Source organism: Spongiactinospora rosea, from assembly GCF_003315795.1.
Taxonomy (GTDB): Bacteria; Actinomycetota; Actinomycetes; order Streptosporangiales; family Streptosporangiaceae; genus Spongiactinospora; species Spongiactinospora rosea.
The window spans coordinates 80297-96545 of record NZ_QMEY01000010.1; the positions used below are offsets into that span (position 1 = coordinate 80297).

The following is a 16249-nucleotide window of genomic DNA, read 5'->3' on the forward strand; positions in this document are numbered from 1 at the left end:
GATCCGGCGCCGGCCGCAGGGCGATTTCTTCGGCCCGTGGCCCCTCATATGAGCCGCGCGACCCCTCATATGAACCGTCGAGAAGGTTTGAACTGTCGGATGCGGGCTCAGCGTGCCGGGATACGCTGCACGTCGGCCTGATCCGGTCAGGATTTCGGCTGGACTGCGACTTGTGCCTCTCCTATGACTGCCGGTAATCGCATTCGCAAGGAAGAAGGGAGCGACATGTCGGCACAAGCACAAGCGCCAGAGCAGCGGCCCACGCTGATGATCGGATTACTCGGTTCGGTCCGGGCCTGGGAGAAAGGCCAGGAGATCTCGCTCGGGCCGCCCCGGCAGCGGGCCGCCTTCGCGCTGCTCGCGCTGGACGCGGGCCGGGTCGTCGCGATGGAACGGCTGATCGACGGACTGTGGGGCGAACGGGCCCCGGCGGGCGCGCGCAGCCTCGTCCAGGGGTACGTCTCGCGGCTGCGGGTGGCCCTCGGGCGGGCCGGCGTGACGATCGCGTACTCCCCGCAGGGATACCTGCTCACCCTCCCCGCCGAACAGGTCGATGTCCACGAATTCCGAGTTTCGGTCGGCAAGGCGCGGGCCGCCGAGACCGACGAGGCGCGGGCCGCCGGGCTGCGGCACGCGCTGGAACTGTGGCGGGGCGAGCCGCTGACCGGGATCTCCGGCGGGGAACTGCTGGACCGGCTGCGCGACTCCCTCGACGAGGAACGGCTGGCGATCACCGAGGAGTGCCTGAACGCCGAGGTCCGCGCCGGGCACGACGCCACGCTGGTGCCCGAGCTGATCACGCTGGTCGCCGAGCACCCGTTCCGGGAGCGGCTGGTCGCGCTGCTGATGCTGGCGCTCTGCCGCACCGGGCGGCGGGTGGACGCGCTGGAACGGTACGAGCGCACCCGCCGCAGGCTGGTGGACGAGCTGGGCCTGGACCCCGGACCGGAGCTCCGGCAGTTGCGGCAGCGCATCCTGCGCGGGAACGTTCCCGCCGGCCGCTCCCCGACTCTGTACGCGGTCCCCGATGCCGGTCCCGAGCCCGCCGCGGTGCCCGCGCAGCTCCCGCCCGACCCCGGCCAGTTCACCGGCCGGGCGCGCGAACTGCGCCTGCTGGACTCGGCCGCCGCTGATGGCGAGGCGGCGTCGATCGCGGTGGTGACCGGAGGCGGCGGGGTCGGCAAGACCGCGCTGGCCGTGCACTGGGGCCACCGGGTCCGCGCCCGCTTCCCGGACGGCCAGCTCTACGTTGACCTGCACGGATACTCGCCGGAACGGCCGCTGCGCCCGCTCCGGGCCCTCGGCCGACTGCTGCGCGCGCTCGGCGTACCGGCCGATCGGGTCCCCGACACCGTCGAGGAGGCCACCGCCGCCTACCGCAGCCTGCTCGCCGACCGGCGGGTCCTGGTGATCCTGGACAACGCCGCCTCCGAGGAGCAGGTCCGCCCGCTGCTGCCCGGCGGCGGGCGCTGCGCCACGGTGATCACCAGCCGGGAACGCCTGGCCGGGGTCGTCGCCAGGGACGGCGCGCTGCCCGTACCGCTCGGCCTGCTGGCCCCCGACGAGGCGGGCGCGCTGTTCGGCAAGATCCTCGGCCACGAACGCCTGTCCGCCGACCGGGACGCCGCCACCGAACTCGCCCGTGCCTGCGGCTACCTGCCGCTCGCGCTGCGCATCGCCGCGGCGGGCATCCTGTCCCGGCCGGGCGCGGACGTCGGTGATCAGGTACGCAGGCTGACCGGTCCGCGATTAGCCACCCTCTCCCTGAACGGAGACCCACGCGCGGCCGTCCGCGCCGCCTTCGACCTGTCCTACCAGCGCCTGGACCCGCCGTCCCGCCGCCTGTTCCGCCTGCTCGGCCTGATCCCGCACCCCGCCTTCACCGCGGGCGAGGCCGCCGCCCTGACCGGTACCGCCCCCGCCGAGACCGAACGCCTGCTCGGCGGCCTCGCCGCCGCCCACCTCATCGAGGAGTGCGCGCCCGGCCGCTACACCTTCCACGACCTGATGCGCGAGTACGCCCGCGACCGCGCCCTGAACGTCCTGGCCGACTGAGCACTGGGGCGGTGACGGGCTCGGATGCGTATGATCGCCGTTGGGCGGCAGCGAGGAGGCGGACGTGGCCGAGCCGTTACGGCCGGGCGACCCGGATCAGGTGGGCGCGCACCGGCTGCTCGGGCGGCTCGGTGATGGTGGGCAGGGGATCGTCTACCTGGGGGAGGGGCCCGCCGGGCGGGTGGCGGTGAAGGTCCTGCGCGGCGACGGTGCCGATGGCCGGGCCCGCGAGCGGCTGGCCAGGGAGATCGCGGCGGCGCGGAGCGTCGCGCCGTTCTGTGTGGCGCGGATCGTGGACGCCGATCCGCTGGCCGATCCGCCGTACCTGGTCAGCGAGTACGTCGAAGGGCCGTCGCTGGCCCGGGCGGGCGTACGCGCAGGGGCCGACCTCCAGCGCCTCGCGGTGGCCACGGCCACGGCGCTGGCGGCCGTCCACCGGGCCGGGGTGGTCCACCGGGACTTCAAGCCGGGCAACGTCCTGCTCGGCCCGGACGGGCCGCGCGTGATCGACTTCGGGATCGCCCGCTCGCTCACCGACCCGACGACCCAGACCAGCCAGGTTCTCGGGACGCCCAGCTTCATGGCCCCGGAGCAGTTCGCGGGGCACAAGGCGGCACCGCCCGCCGACGTGTTCGCCTGGGGCTGTGTGATGTTGTACGCGGCCACCGGGCTGCCGCCGTTCGGCAGTGACACGATCCCGGCGGTCATGCACCGGATCCTCACCGGCGAACCGGACGTCTCGGTACTTGAGGAGCCGCTGCGCTCGATCGTCCGCGCCGCCCTGGCCAAGGACCCGGCCGCCCGGCCCACGATGGTGGACATCTGCCTCGGCCTGATGGGCACCCCCGCCTCCGAACCGCCGCCCACGAAGGTGGTGGACCGGGAGCGGATCGTGCAGCGGGTGGCGGTCGGCGGCGCGGTGGTGGCCGTGGCCGTCGCGGTGACCGTCGCGCTCGTCGTACTCCCGCGCGGCGCCACCGCCGTACCCCCCACGACCACGCCCACCGTGACCCCTGTCGCGACGCCGACGCCGACTCCGGCGCCCACCCCGACCCCGACCCCGACGTCGGCGCTGCGCACCTTCCCCGCCGCCTTCAGGGGCACCTGGCAGGGGGACGTCGATTACGCCCCGGGCGCGAGCGACAGACTGCGCCTCGACGTCTCGGCCGAGCAGATCACCGAGCACTACCTGGAGTACCGCTGCGTCGCCACCTCCCGCCTGGTCAAGGTGGTGGGCGAGGTCGCCACCCTGAAGCGGGCGACGATGCGCGGCAACTGCCCGCGCAACGGCTCCATCACCTTGACCCTGGGCCAGGGTGTTCTGGATTTCAACTACAGCGGCCACGGCGAGAACAAGATCACTCGCACCATCGATTTCGCCATCCTCGGCACACTGACCAGGCCCGGCTGACCACTAGCAGAATTCGGCGCTCAGCACGTCGTTGAAGAGGCTCAGCGGCGCCCAGTCACCATTGACCTGGGTGGCCAGGCGGTGCTTGCCGTCCAGGGTGCCCATGGCGTAGTTCCAGGAGCCGTAGGTGGCGCCGCCGTTGCCCCAGACGCTCACCCCGCAGGGCAGTTTCTGAGTGAAGACGCCCAGACCGTACCTGGTGTCGGGAAGCCAGCCGGAGTTGTCGGTGGAGACGGTGGTGAGCATCTCGCGGAGCTGCGCGGCCGGAAGCAGCCGGCCGCCGAACAGGGCGGAGAAGAAGCGGTTGAGGTCGCCGGCGGTGGAGATCAGGCCGCCGGCGGTCCAGGTGGAGGATTGGTTCATCTCGGTGGCGTCGTAGATGACCGGGTTCGGGTCCTGGGAGTACAGGGTGGAGTAGTGCACCGGGTGCGGACCCCGGATCTTGGAGCCGGTGCCGGGCAGGGAGGTGCCGGTCAGGCGCAGCGGACGGATGACGATCCGGTTCAGCTCCTGGGCGAAGGGGCGTCCGGTCACCTTCTCGACGATCATGGCGGCGAGAATGTAGTTGGTGTTGGAGTACCAGAAGCGCTCGCCGGGCTGGTTGACCGGCGGGTGCTTGAGGGCGATCTTCATCAGTTGCTCGGGGGTGTAGGTGTCGTAGCGGTGCTCGAACCATTCCTCGCCCACGCCGAGCCGGACGAAGTCGGGGTCGTGGGTGTAGGCGTACAGGCCGCTGGTCTGGTTGAGCAACTGCCGGATGGTGATCTTGTCGGCTTGGTAGGCGGTGCCGGTGAACAGGCCGGGCAGGTGCTGTCCCACGGCGTCGTCCAGGCCCAGCCTGCCCTCCGAGACCAGCTTGAGCACCACGGTCGAGGTGAACGCCTTGGTGGCGCTGCCGATGCGGAAGCGCTCGTTATGGTGACGCCTGCGGCCGGTCTCGGTGTCGGACATTCCCGCGGTACCGGACCACACCTGCCGGCCGTCACGGATCTCGGCGATCATTCCGGGCGTGAGCTTGTTGGTCACGGCCTGCTCAAGCACACGCTGCACCTCGGGGTGGCCGGGGGCGGGCGACGCGGAGGCGGGCAAAGCCGTGGTGACCAGGCTCGCGGCGATGAGCAGGCTTGCTTGTGCGGCTTTCGCGGCTTTTGCGAACATCGAAATCGGTTCCCTTCCCACTAACCGTTCACAACATGCGAAAAGCTAGTTTGCGTTCACTCTATTGTCAACGCTGAAGCACGCTATATGAGGCTAATTGCAATGGCCTGAGCGTGAAAGCAAGGGGAAATACTTGCAATGAGATGGCGGCGAATGCAAGACTGGGCCGACCACATCGACACGAAGGGGAAGGGCTTTCGCCGATGCCCGGAGGCAGGCTGAGTCAGCAGGAGCGCAGGCAGATCGGCGACGGGCTGGCGGAGGGGCTCACCTACACCGAGATCGCCCTCCGCCTGAACCGGCCGCTGTCCACCATCACCCGCGAGGTGGCCCGCAATGGCGGCCCCACCGGCTACCAGGCCGACCGGGCGCACGAGGCCACCAAGGAGCGTGCCAAGCGGAGTCACCCTGCTCCGGGCGACCGCGACCCCACAGCGGTCAGCGAGCTGGAGGAGCGGTTCACCGGCATCCTGGCCGCCACCGGCCTGTCCCGCATGACCGCCCGCGTGCTGGCGAGCCTCTACCTCACCGACAGCGGCAGCCTCACCGCCGCCGAGCTGACCCGGCGGCTCCAGGTCAGCCCCGCCTCGATCTCCAAGGCCATCGGCGAGCTGGAGCGGCAGGAGATGGTCAGGCGTGAGCGCGACCCACGCCGGCGTCGAGACCGCTACGTCATCGACGCCGACGCCCTGTTCCGGGCCTGGGTGGTCGGCGCCCGCCAGAACACCCTGGTGGCCGACTTCGCCCGCCACGGCGCCCAGACCCTTGGTCCTACCTCACCGGCGGGGATGCGGCTGCGCGAAGTCGGCGACTTCTTCGACCACCTCGGCCGGGCCATGGCGCGCGCGGCCGAGGAGTGGCGCCGGATTCACTGATGCCGCATCGGGGAGGGGGTCTCTGATCGATCCCGCCAGGGGTCAGGTGCCGTCCACGCGGGCTCCGGCGTCCATCGGGACCACCGGATGCTGGGCGCCCTCCAGTAAGATCATCAGGTTCTTCGCCGGCACGTGGTAGCCCGCCCGCGGCTCCTTGCCCTGCCACCGCACGTACAGCCCGTCAGAGCTCGTCTTGACCTCTCCGGCGTTCAGGAAGTTCGGCGCGAACTCGTAGATGGGCCGCTCGTTCGCCATCGCGGCGTTGAGCTTCTTCCAGGCGTCGACCTGGTCCGGGTGCTCGTGGCTGTACATCACGGTCGCGTTGGGCGCCATGGTGGCCAGCCACACGATGCACGAATCGGCCTGCCGGATGCCCCGCGTCCCGCACGGCGACAGCTCGACGTAGATCCGGGTGATCGCCTCGATGCCCTCGCCCAGCAGGTTGTAGGCGTGCGCTATGGCGCTGCGTTCGGCGTGTACCTTCCCTTCGGGCGAGTCGTCGCTCTGGCTCCAGCCGGGGGCGTCGGCCACGATGAAGCCGTTGCCCTGGCGTTTGACCACCTCCACCACGGCGAAGCAGGAGGCGTTGCCCCAGGTCGGTTTGGCGGCGGTGCTCTTCTCACGCTGCAGGGCGACCTGCGCGGAACGGTTCTGCGCGCACTTGGCGGCGAGGTCGTTGATCCCGTGCTGGTTGGTCCAGGCGAGCCACGTCTGGAACGCTCCCTGCGCGGCCGCGCTGTTCCCCGGAGGCGGAGGCGGCGGGTGAACGCCTCCGGCGAACCGGGATGTCAGTTGGATCGTGCATATTCCCATGGACGTTCGTCCCCCCACCCCCGACCCGATTTACTCTGAGTAACCGCACGATATGTCGCTATAACACGTTAAGCAATGGCAATATCACATACTGTCCGCATCCGGACTTCGCCGAGGTCAGCGCACGGTCAGGTGCCGTCCACGCGGGCGGCGGCGAGCACTTTACCTGCACGATGGCGGTGGCGAGTGTGGGTGGTCCGGGGCCGGCAGGGTTCGCCGGGACGGGTTCAGGCCCCGTTGCTGCCCTCACAAGGCCGGTCACCTGTGCAAGGCCATCGCAGTCCCGCAAAACTATGAAGTCGCCCGACGATGAAAAAAATCGCTGCCTCGAAGATCGTCGGGGTTCGCTTCCGTCGGCCTAGTAACTGACCGATCTTCGAGCCAATACCCAACAGTGCGTTGCCATCGGTCGCCACCCAGGCTGATCGCTCGGCATCGACATCTGCTGAGGCGTGCAGTGCATAAAACGACTACCCCAATTTAGGTCGTGGATCCAGGCTCGATTTCGGGCACCCGAAATCGTGGATGTCGAAACCCATTGGGTTAATCGATTGACACTCTCCGCCTGTCGCAACGCGGTGACGTGCAAGATCATATTGGCAGGAGAGATTACCAAATGGGCGGCAAAGGGAAGAGACGCCGCGGCGGGGACTAACTGCATCGAGGCGTCTTGCGGCACCCTGCCTCAGGAGATATCGTCCTAATTGCATTGAGGGCCATCGTTAGTCAAGCGAGAGGAGGAAACATGAAGATCTACGAGGCACTGGAAGCCGTAGGTACGAAACTGCTCAGCAGATTTGTTCCTGCGATCGAGGCAGATGCCGGTTGCGGGCCGGATTACAAGAAGTGCTGGGGCTCGTGCCACCAGTGTGGTGGAGCTGCTTGCTGTGCTACCTGTGCCAGCGGCTGCGGCTGCTGGGACATCAAATGCAACACGTACGCGTAACTTCGTATCAAGATCAGTTGTAGGCGGTTGGCTGGAGGAATGCGCAAGATTCCTCCAGCCAACCGCTCCATTGTACAGCGTCGAATGGAGAGGTCATCGATATGCTCTCGTCGATCGTCGCAGCTATTGCGCTTGTCACCCTTCTCAACGTGATCCTCACGATAGGCGTCGTGCGGCGCCTCCGCGATCAGCATACCGTGTTGGAGTCACTGCGTCACCAGCAGCCAGGGCCCACGGTGGGGGCGGTCGTTGGAGATTTCGCTGGTGCCGCTACGACGGGACACTCGATCACGCCAAAGTCGCTCGCTGGACGGGAGACTTTGGTCGCATTCTTCTCCAACGAGTGTGAACCGTGCCGTACTAAACTTCCTCGATTTGTCAACTACGTCATCCAGCAGCAGCTTGCGAAACATGATGTCCTCGCAGTCGTCGTCGGGCAAGAGCGCGATTCAAGTGAGTTCGTTTCGCAACTAGCGCCTGTCTGCACGGTCGCTACAGAGGAGTTCAAAGGCGAAATCGCTGCAGCGTTTCAAGTTAGCAGCTATCCTACCACTGTGCGACTGAGGAGCGAGGGCGGGAACCTCGTCGTCAGCGAGATCGATGTAGATTTGGATGCTGCTGCCGCGTTGTGAGTCCACTCAAAATTCCCTCGCGGGCCTTGGCATCTCAGATACCATCGGGTGTCGGTTGGGGGTAATCCACAGTGGCGACATGGGGGCAACCCTGCCGGCGCAGGTTGTCGAGCGCAGTTAAAACGGGCTCCGAAGTCACGCACCGTATTTGTTGATAGCATTGATCACTCGAATCTCTGGGACCGTATGACCTCTTCTGAGTTCACCTCTGCGAGCCAGGATGATATTAGCTTACCCGGGTTTATCGGCCGCGAGAAGACGGGCAAAAAGGTCTTAGCGTGGCTTGGTCGGCACCGCTGGCTCTTGTTAGTGCTGACTATAGCCTTGTTATTGCGAGCATTCACTGTCCTTGGATATAGGCCTGCATGGATCTACTGGTTCGACTCTTTTACCTATCTAAATGCGGCAATGGAGCTCCGGCCAGAGCAAGGGTGGCAGCCCGGAGGCTATCCACTCTTTTTATGGTTACTTTGGCCGATGGGAAGCACGGCTTTTATCGCAGTGGTTCAGCATCTTATGGGGCTCTCGGTCGGGCTTATTATCTACATGCTCTTACGTCGCAAGGGGGTTTCGGACGTCATTGCGGCTATTGCCATCGCCCCGCAGTTGCTCGATGCCTCCTTTCTTCGTCTTGAGCACGCGATTCTCTCTGACGCGCTTTTTATCCTGCTGGTGGTTGCCGGTGTCGTTGCTCTGCTCTGGCCTATGCACCTCACCGTTCGACATGTGCTACTGGCGGGGCTGCTGCTCGGGAGTGCGTCGGTCGTGAGAACGATCGCATTACCCCTGATCTGCCTGATTATCCTCTGCTTGGCCTTGGGGCGTAGTGTTGGGTGGAGAAGGCTGGGGATATTCGCTGCTGCAGCCATGCTCCCCATTGCTGGGCACGGCGTCTGGTTCTTGCAGGCGCATGGGAGCTTCTCCCTCACTGGCGGTAATACTGGCGCTCTACTGTGGGCAAGGGTGATGACTTTTGCCGATTGCTCGATCATCAACCCACCTGCAGATGAGGCTGCATTCTGCCCGAACGGCATTGTTAAAGACGCAGCCTCCGAGTACGTCTGGGATCCGGGCTCGGCGCTGAACCGCTACGCAGGAGATACGGAAATGCGGGATAGGCTAGCGGCAAGGTTCGCTCTGCGCGCGATTCTTGCGCAGCCTCTGGATTACCTCTGGAATGTCACGCAGGATACATCGATAGCGTTTGCCTTAACCCCGATCGCGCATCCCAAGAGGACGACACCTGCCTACGGGTTCGGGCTGGGGTCTTGGGTGACTCCTGACAACCCTCTGCTGGATTCAGTACGCGAGCGGTATGACCCGGCGATCGGTACGCTTCGCTCGGTTGATCCGTACGCCTCGATTCTTGTCAGGTACCAGTACGTTGGCTATCTTCATGGGCCACTCAAGCTGCTGATCGTGCTTGTTGGAACTGCGGGACTCGTGTGTCGTCCCCGGCGTGCGCTGGTGCCATGGGCGGCTGGGATGTTCCTGCTCGTAGGGCCGGTTATGGTGCTTGACTTCGATCACCGGTACGTGTTGCCCGCCATTCCACTTCTGTCCCTTGCGGCAGCACTGGCAGTGCATGACCTCTTGGGATTATGGCGGAAGAAGTCATCATGATGCTCATAGATTTAGGTACCGCTGATGTGGTTGGGCGTTCCTGTGGTGTGTTTTTCCAGGAGCTCGGCATCTCCGAAACCAGACAGCTCGCGAGCGTCAGACTGCCGCCAGGGGTGTGGGGCAGGTGATGAGCCCCCAGGAGCGGTGGTGGGCGCCGCTGACTCTTATGGTTCCGGCTGCCGCGATAGCCTGGCGATCCGGTGCGCTCATCGTAGTACTGCTGCTGCTCCTTACCGTTGTAGGTTCCATAGCGCCAGTGGGCGTCGCCTGGCTTACCAAGTTGGTGCTGGAGGCCATCCTGGCCGGTGGCCAGGTGCTGTGGCTGGCCATTACGCTTATGGGCCTTGGTCTGGCGCTAGGGATGATCCCGGATGTGGGCAGATACCTGCGGTTGGAGCTGGGACGTCGCACGGGGATGCTAGCGCGGGATCGGCTCTACTCCGCGGTGAATCGGCTACCGGGCCTGGCGCGCTTTGAAGATCCCGTTTTTTTGGACCGGCTCAACCTAGCCGGGCGGTTCGGCGACAAAACCCCGGGCCAAGTGGTTGAGGGCGGTCTGGGGATGTTGGGTGGAGTGCTCACCGTGGGGGGTTTCCTTGGTGCGATCGTAATGATCAGCCCGATCATGGCTACGGTGGTGCTGTTGAGTGCCGTTCCGGCTCTGGCGGCGGAGATCGCGCTGTCACGCCGCAGGGCCGCCATGCTGGCTCAGGTCAGCCCGGCCGAACGGCGAGAGTCTTTCTACGCCGACCTCATGTCCAGCCCCGGTACTGCTAAAGAGGTGCGGCTGTTCGGGATCGGCGCCTTCTTACACGGTCGGATGCTGGCCGAGCGGCGTATGGGCGACGCTGCCAGGCGCGAAAATGACAGGCGCGAACTGGTCGTTCAGGCGGCGCTGGGGGTTCTGTCGGCGGCGATTTCCGGCCTCGGGCTGATCTGGGCGATCACCGCAGCCAGCGGAGGCATGCTCACGGTGGGGGATGTGTCGATGTTCATTGCCGCGGTGGTGGCCGTGCAGGGTGCGTTGGCTAGTCTGGTCACCCAAGCGGCCCAGACCCACCACCAGCTGTCGATGTTTGAGCATTTCACCCAGGTGGAGTCTGCTTCTCCTGATTTGCCAGCCACAGGTCCGCCCGCCGCGATGATCTCGCTGAGTACGGCGATCGAGCTGCGGGATGTGTGGTTTCGCTATAGCTCTGAGCATCCATGGGTACTGCGCGGGGTGAACCTCACCATCCCGGCCGGCCGGGCGGTCGGATTAGTCGGGCGCAACGGATCCGGTAAGAGCACACTGGTGAAACTGTTGTGTCGCTTTTATGATCCGCAGCGCGGGGCCGTCTTATGGGACGGGACCGACATCCGGTTGTTAAGTCCGGCCGAGCTGCGACAGCGTATCGGCGCGGTCTTCCAGGACTTTGTGATCTACGACTTTTCGGCAGCGGAGAATATCGGAGTCGGGGACCTGCCGCTCATGGCAGACCGGGAGAGCATCCACCGCGCCGCGCAGCGGGCCGGGATCCATCAGGAACTGGCCGGGCTGCGCTGGGGATACGACACGCTGCTGACCCGGGCCTTCTACAGCAACGCAGACAAGGACGACCCGTCGACTGGGGTGTTTCTTTCTGGCGGCCAGGCGCAGCGGGTAGCACTGGCGCGCGCCATGCTTCGCCGCCACCGGGATCTGCTGATCCTGGATGAGCCCAGCGCGGGATTGGATCCCGAGGCTGAGGCCGAGATCCATCTGAGACTAGCCGAACACCGGCGCGGCAGCACCAGCTTGCTCATCTCCCACCGGCTCAACGCCGTGCGGGACGCCGATCTGCTGGCAGTCCTGGATGAGGGCCGGATCGTAGAGCAGGGCACCCACGAGGAGTTGATGCAGGCAGACGGCCTTTATGCGAGCCTGTTCACGCTACAGGCGTCCGGTTACACCTCCAGGCAGAAAGCAGTATGACGATGCGTCGATGGCCATTGATTGCGGGCGTCGCACTGGGGGCTGTGATCTTGGCTGTCATTCGGCGGCGTCTGCTGGTCACTGACGTCACCGGATCGAGCATGCAGCCGACCTACTCCGATGGGGACCGTCTGCTCACCGTGCGCTTCACCCGCAAAGCAGCCCCCCGACCGGGACAGGTGGTCGTGTTGCACAACCCACAGGACCGAAGGCCAGCATCATTTCTGATCAAGCGGGTGGTGGCCGTGGCAGGGCAGCCCGTTCCCAAGGGACTGCCGGATGGCGTGGTCCCGGGCGGTGTGGTGCCCCAGGGGCATGTGCTCGTCCTGGGCGACAACCCGACCCGCAGCTACGACTCCAGAAACTTCGGAGCGATCCCGGTCGAGCGCCTGGTGGCATTCGTGATCAGGAAGATGGGACACTAATGGGGTACGTTGCGCTGTTTTGCGGGGCAATACTTGCGGGCGTCCTGGGTTACGCAGGAACCGCCAAAGTCAGAGATCCACGCGCGTTCGCTGATGCGATCACGTCGTTCCGAGTCATTCCCACCCGGTTAGCCCCTGTAACGGCTGCAATACTGGCATGGGCTGAGCTGGCAGCAGCCACTCTTATCCTCGCCTCCGCCGTCTTTGGCCCCAGGTCGGCCATAGCCGGATTCGCCCTCGCCGGCTTGCTCATGGTGGCGTTCGCCATCGTTATTGTCATTGTGTTGAAGGGTGGGACACGCGCGCCATGTCCCTGCTTCGGCAGGCAGAGCGCGCCGTTCTCGGCGCGGCACGTGATCAGAAATCTACTGCTTGCCATACTCGCAGGGGCGGGCGGCTGGAGTATGACAGCCCATTTCGGGGAGATGTCTCTGGAGTGGTCCGGGTTTGCACTGGCCGCCGGAGCGGTCGTTGCCATTCTGGTGATCGTTATGGATGATTTAGTGGATCTCTTTATCGGCGATAATACGCCGCCCGAAAATACAGGTAACTCATACTGACTCGCAGATCGGTCAGCTGCTGATGGTTGAAAGTGTGGTGTCGCGGAGGGCTGGCGGATCCTGATCCATGAGGTACGCCATCATTATGAGGTATGTGCAGGATGGCGGGCTGACCGCCGAGTGTCAGGCCTTCCGCGAGCGATTACGGATCCAGGGGGCTGAACGATTCACGCGGGAGGACCACAGAAGGACATCATCGGCGAGCGAAGGGTCACTGTGCGTTCGGTACAAATATGGCGGAGATCCTTGTCCCAGTGCGGCGAGCACGCGCTGGCTTCCAAATGACCGGCATCACTGCCATTGCTCAGTGAACCTTTTCATCCTTGGGCGGCTTCGTAGTTCTGGAGTACCGCGATGGCCTTGCACAGATGACCGGCCTTGCTCGGGCTGCACCGCAGCTTGCGCAGGAGGGCCCAGCTCTTGAGCCGGGCATTGGCCCGCTCTCCCGGACCGCGTAGATGGGCGTGTGCCCGGTTGGCCCGCTTCTGCGACTCCGGCTTGTCCTTGCCCCGGTATGGCGTGACCACCATGCCGTCGGCACCCTGGTAGCCCTTGTCCGCCAGGACGAGGATGCCGACCTGTTCCAGCGCGCGCAGGATGCCCCGGATCCGGGCAGCGCTCAGGCCATGCGTGCTACCCGGCAAGGCGTGGAGGTCTGCAGGATCGTCCCGTCGGGTGAGGCGATCACCTGTACGTTCATGCCGTGCACCCGGTGCTTGCCGGAGTAGTAGGGCCGGTCGGCCTTGATCCGGTCGGTACGGATCAGGCCAGGACCAGCAGGGCTTGGCGGCCCGGGGTGAGCCGCCGCCATGGCGAGCGGATCGCCCTATGGTGGCGCCGGATGATTCCGGCCACGTAGTTGAGGGTCTGGGAGGACAAATCGACGGTGGCACGATAGAACAGCATCCAAGGCCCCCGGTTCGGCGAACGTGATTGCGGTGATCAACCCGTCTACCAGAGGCTTCTCTATGTCGCCAGGTCAACGCCGCACCCGCGATCACCCTGTGATCGGCAGGTTCCTCACTCCGAGGATGAAAAGGGCTCACTGTCCGCATCCGGACAGTGCTCCCATCACCGGTGGATCAGTGGCAGGCCGAGCGCGCGGAACGCGTCCGTGTTCTGGTGGGAGACGATCCGGGTGATGCCCGCCGGGGTGAGGGTGAGGGTCTCGACGGAGTACGCGCGGTACCGGCCGTCCGGGCCGGGCGCGTAGGTGGCGAAGGCGGGGCGGCCCGCGTAGGTGGTGGGGACCATCCGGCAGGTGCCGAACGCCGGGCACTCGTTCGCGAGGAATCGGCTAATGGCCTCCCGCCCGGTGAGCTTGGACGAGGTCAGTTCGCAGACCGCGTCCTCGGTGAGCAGGCGGGTCAGGGCGGGCGCGTCGGCGTTCTCGAACGCGCTGACGTAGCGGTCGAGCAGGTCGCGGCGGCAGGCGTCGTGCGGTTCAGCGATCTCGTCGGGCTCGGGGGCCGCCTCCGACATGCGCGCTCTGGCACGGAGGAGCGTGCTGTGGACGGCCGCGCTGGTGGTGCCGAGCGCCACGGCCACCTCGGCGGCGGGCCAGTTCAGCACGTCACGCAGGATCAGTACGGCCCGCTGCTTCGGGGTCAGGTGCCGCCAGGTGGCCGCGACCGCCAGCCGTACTCCGGCCCGCGTCTCGGTCACCACGGCCGGGTCGGCGGGCACCGCCCCGAACACCACCTCGGCCGCCCGCCCCGGCTCCGCCGTCTCGGCGGGGAGCGGGCGGCGTCCCCGGCTCTCGATCGAGTTCAGGCAGGCGTTGGTGGCGATCCGGTACAACCAACTCTGCACCGACGACCGCCCTTGGAAGCCGTCGTACGCTCGCCACGCACGCAGGTAGGTCTCCTGAACGAGGTCTTCTGCCTCGTGCGCCGAACCGAGAATGCGCCGGCAATGCACCAGCAACTCCTGCCGGTGCTCGTCGATCAACGCCGCAAAGTCGGTGCGGTCCTGTGGTGTCATGGCTCGCGTCCTCCCCCTTGTGAAACTCGTCCTGGGTTAGGACCGCCCGGACGGGGTGGATTCGTCGTACGTCGCGCGGCGATTTTCACCGGCTTCGGTGGTCTCCAGCAGTATGACTCAGACGCCCCCACTGCCCGCTCCCCGCCTGACTCGATACCGATGGCCCGCGCTTGCCCTCCTGTGTGCAGCTTTCTTCATGGTCGCTCTGGACGGGCAGATCGTCATCCTTGCCCTCCCCTCCATCCAGGCCGACCTCGGGCTCGACGCCTCGGCGCTGCAATGGGTGCTCAGCGCGTACCTACTCGGCTTCGGCGGCCTGTTGCTGCTCGTCGGCCGGGTGGCCGACCTGCTCGGGCACCGCAGGCTGTTCCTCGCCGGGGTGGTGTTGTTCCTGCTCTCCTCGCTCGCCTGCGGCCTCGCCGGGAACGGCGGTGCGCTGATCGCCGCCCGGGTCGTACAGGGCGTCTCGGCGGCCGTGCTGTCGCCCACCGCGCTCGCCCTGGTGACGACCACGTTCGCGGAAGGCCCGGAACGCAACCGGGCGCTGGCGATCTGGACCGGCACCGGCGCGTTCGGCGCGACCGCCGCGTTGCTGGTCGGCGGGGTGCTCACCGACGTGCTCGGCTGGCAGTGGATCTTCTTCATCAACGTGCCGGTCGCGGTGGCCATGCTGGCCCTGACCCCCGTACTGCTGCGCGAGAGCCGCGCCACCGGCCCCGGCGGGTTCGACGTCGGCGGCGCAGTGACCAGCACGGCCTCATTCGTACTGATCATCTTCGCCGTGGTCGAGGTGCCCTCCTCCGGCTGGACCACCCCGCGCGCGATCATCGCCCTCGCCGCCGCCGCACTGCTGCTCGCCCTGTTCGTCATCATCGAACGCCGCGCGAAGGCCCCCCTGGTGCCGCCCCGCCTGTTCGCCAACGGCCCCCTGGTCGGCGGCAACCTGCTGATGGTCCTGGTCGGCATGCTGCTGCTCGGCTTCAATGTGATCGTCTCGCTGTACGCCCAGCAGGTGCTCCAGTTCACTCCCGTGATCTTCGGACTCGGCACCCTCGCCTACGCCCTGATGGACCTTCTGTCCGCCAACCTCACCGGTTCGTTCATCGGCAGGATCGGCCACCGGACGGCGGCCGTGGGCGGTATGGCCCTCTTCGTGCTCGGCTCGCTGCTGATGACCGGCGTCTCGGCCGACGGAAGCTACTTCGGCGACCTCTTCTGGGGCCTGCTCGTCTTCGGCACCGCCGTCGGTACGACCTTCGTGGCGGCCACCGTCGCCGCCCTGACCGGAGTACGGGAGGACGACGCGGGCCTGGCCTCGGGCATCAGCAACATGGCGTTCTGGATCGGCGGTGCGCTCGGTACCGCCGTGGTCTCCTCCGTCGCCGTCGCCTTCACCCACGGTCCCGGCCCGGCCGCGCTCACGACCGGCTTCCAGGCCGCCTTCTGGGCCTGTTTCGCCTGCGCGGCCCTCGGTCTCCTCGTCGCCCTGGCCCTACCGGGCCGGGCCCGTGGCTGACGGCTTCAGGCCGCGCCCATCCGGGCCAGGATGCCGAGCTGGACGGTCAGCGCGGCCACCAGCTCGTACGGCCCCTGCCGGGCGAACTCGGACAGCGCCCCGGCGGCCTTCTGTTCTCTGGTGGGCGGGACGTGTTTGCTCGCCCACCACCATCCGTCTCGTATGTAGATGTGCCAGCCGGGGTAGGTGCTCTCGATCGCGGCCAGGTGGGCACGTTCCGAAGGGCTCAGCTCGTCCATCGCACCGCCTTTCGTGAAGGGGCGCGGGCGGGCGGTGCCAGGGGTGGGGCCATGGCGCC

Annotated in this window: 13 protein-coding genes and 1 pseudogene; 9 read left to right on the forward strand and 5 right to left on the reverse strand. The window is 66.4% G+C overall.

The genetic code is table 11. The features are described from left to right. The first annotated feature begins 225 nt into the window (after positions 1-225). Together DP939_RS22900 and DP939_RS22905 are read left to right on the forward strand one after the other, a co-directional pair. Positions 226-2055 carry an AfsR/SARP family transcriptional regulator gene (locus tag DP939_RS22900; RefSeq protein WP_158578659.1) on the forward strand — a complete coding sequence of 610 codons (1830 nt, stop codon included), beginning with the start codon at positions 226-228 and terminating at the stop codon, positions 2053-2055. A gap of 64 nt (positions 2056-2119) precedes the next feature. Next, positions 2120-3466, forward strand: a complete 1347-nt coding sequence (locus tag DP939_RS22905) for a serine/threonine-protein kinase (RefSeq protein ID WP_158578660.1) — start codon at positions 2120-2122, stop codon at positions 3464-3466. A 3-nt stretch (positions 3467-3469) separates the two neighbouring features. Here the strand turns inward: DP939_RS22905 and DP939_RS22910 are convergent, their stop codons facing one another. Further along, positions 3470-4624, reverse strand: a complete 1155-nt coding sequence (locus tag DP939_RS22910) for a serine hydrolase domain-containing protein (RefSeq protein ID WP_113982822.1) — start codon at positions 4622-4624, stop codon at positions 3470-3472. 203 nt (positions 4625-4827) lie between these two features. Between DP939_RS22910 and DP939_RS22915 the strand changes: the two genes are divergently transcribed. Then, complete coding sequence (locus DP939_RS22915; RefSeq protein ID WP_113982823.1) at positions 4828-5499, forward strand: GbsR/MarR family transcriptional regulator; 672 nt, start codon at positions 4828-4830, stop codon at positions 5497-5499. Positions 5500-5541: 42 nt separating this feature from the next. Here DP939_RS22915 and DP939_RS22920 read toward each other — a convergent pair whose 3' ends face one another. Beyond that, the gene (locus DP939_RS22920) at positions 5542-6312 is read right to left on the reverse strand and encodes a cytidine/deoxycytidylate deaminase family protein (RefSeq protein WP_113982824.1); all 771 of its coding nucleotides are present in this window, start codon (positions 6310-6312) and stop codon (positions 5542-5544) included. A 1047-nt stretch (positions 6313-7359) separates the two neighbouring features. On the opposite strand from DP939_RS22920, the gene DP939_RS22925 reads away from it, so the two are divergent. The 5 genes from DP939_RS22925 to DP939_RS22945 all read left to right on the forward strand — a co-directional run bounded on the left by DP939_RS22925 (position 7360) and on the right by DP939_RS22945 (position 12452). Continuing rightward, positions 7360-7890 carry a TlpA family protein disulfide reductase gene (locus DP939_RS22925; RefSeq protein WP_113982825.1) on the forward strand — a complete coding sequence of 177 codons (531 nt, stop codon included), beginning with the start codon at positions 7360-7362 and terminating at the stop codon, positions 7888-7890. A 186-nt stretch (positions 7891-8076) separates the two neighbouring features. Beyond that, entirely contained in the window at positions 8077-9513 is a 1437-nt protein-coding gene (locus DP939_RS22930; RefSeq protein ID WP_147268089.1) for a hypothetical protein, read from the forward strand. Between the two features lie 256 nt (positions 9514-9769). Next, positions 9770-11467, forward strand: coding sequence for an ABC transporter ATP-binding protein (locus DP939_RS22935; protein ID WP_225878436.1), 1698 nt, complete (start codon positions 9770-9772; stop codon positions 11465-11467). After that, positions 11464-11892: a S26 family signal peptidase gene (locus DP939_RS22940; protein ID WP_113982827.1), complete on the forward strand. Its 429-nt coding sequence runs from the start codon at positions 11464-11466 to the stop codon at positions 11890-11892. The genes DP939_RS22935 and DP939_RS22940 overlap by 4 nt, the downstream gene beginning before the upstream one ends. Next, positions 11892-12452 (forward strand): MauE/DoxX family redox-associated membrane protein, encoded by a 561-nt coding sequence (locus tag DP939_RS22945; protein WP_113982828.1) that lies wholly within the window; start codon positions 11892-11894, stop codon positions 12450-12452. Before DP939_RS22940 ends, DP939_RS22945 begins: the two co-directional genes overlap by 1 nt. 317 nt (positions 12453-12769) lie before the next feature. Here DP939_RS22945 and DP939_RS22950 read toward each other — a convergent pair. Both DP939_RS22950 and DP939_RS22955 read right to left on the reverse strand, forming a co-directional pair. Next, positions 12770-13358: pseudogene (locus DP939_RS22950) on the reverse strand (transposase family protein). 165 nt (positions 13359-13523) lie between these two features. Then, positions 13524-14435 (reverse strand): RNA polymerase subunit sigma-70, encoded by a 912-nt coding sequence (locus DP939_RS22955; protein WP_113982829.1) that lies wholly within the window; start codon positions 14433-14435, stop codon positions 13524-13526. Positions 14436-14547: 112 nt separating this feature from the next. Between DP939_RS22955 and DP939_RS22960 the strand changes: the two genes are divergently transcribed. Beyond that, positions 14548-15951, forward strand: coding sequence for an MFS transporter (locus DP939_RS22960; RefSeq protein ID WP_113982830.1), 1404 nt, complete (start codon positions 14548-14550; stop codon positions 15949-15951). 5 nt (positions 15952-15956) lie between these two features. On the opposite strand, the gene DP939_RS22965 is transcribed toward DP939_RS22960, so the two are convergent. Beyond that, entirely contained in the window at positions 15957-16190 is a 234-nt protein-coding gene (locus DP939_RS22965) for a hypothetical protein (protein WP_113982831.1), read from the reverse strand. Positions 16191-16249: the final 59 nt, after the last annotated feature.

Coding starts and splice junctions, on each gene's coding strand:
- DP939_RS22900 (WP_158578659.1), top strand. CDS start 226: ATGTCGGCACAAGCACAAGCGCCAGAGCAGCGGCCCACGCTGATGATC.
- DP939_RS22910 (WP_113982822.1), bottom strand. CDS start 4,624: ATGTTCGCAAAAGCCGCGAAAGCCGCACAAGCAAGCCTGCTCATCGCC.
- DP939_RS22915 (WP_113982823.1), top strand. CDS start 4,828: ATGCCCGGAGGCAGGCTGAGTCAGCAGGAGCGCAGGCAGATCGGCGAC.
- DP939_RS22920 (WP_113982824.1), bottom strand. CDS start 6,312: ATGGGAATATGCACGATCCAACTGACATCCCGGTTCGCCGGAGGCGTT.
- DP939_RS22925 (WP_113982825.1), top strand. CDS start 7,360: ATGCTCTCGTCGATCGTCGCAGCTATTGCGCTTGTCACCCTTCTCAAC.
- DP939_RS22930 (WP_147268089.1), top strand. CDS start 8,077: ATGACCTCTTCTGAGTTCACCTCTGCGAGCCAGGATGATATTAGCTTA.
- DP939_RS22940 (WP_113982827.1), top strand. CDS start 11,464: ATGACGATGCGTCGATGGCCATTGATTGCGGGCGTCGCACTGGGGGCT.
- DP939_RS22945 (WP_113982828.1), top strand. CDS start 11,892: ATGGGGTACGTTGCGCTGTTTTGCGGGGCAATACTTGCGGGCGTCCTG.
- DP939_RS22955 (WP_113982829.1), bottom strand. CDS start 14,435: ATGACACCACAGGACCGCACCGACTTTGCGGCGTTGATCGACGAGCAC.
- DP939_RS22960 (WP_113982830.1), top strand. CDS start 14,548: ATGACTCAGACGCCCCCACTGCCCGCTCCCCGCCTGACTCGATACCGA.
- DP939_RS22965 (WP_113982831.1), bottom strand. CDS start 16,190: ATGGACGAGCTGAGCCCTTCGGAACGTGCCCACCTGGCCGCGATCGAG.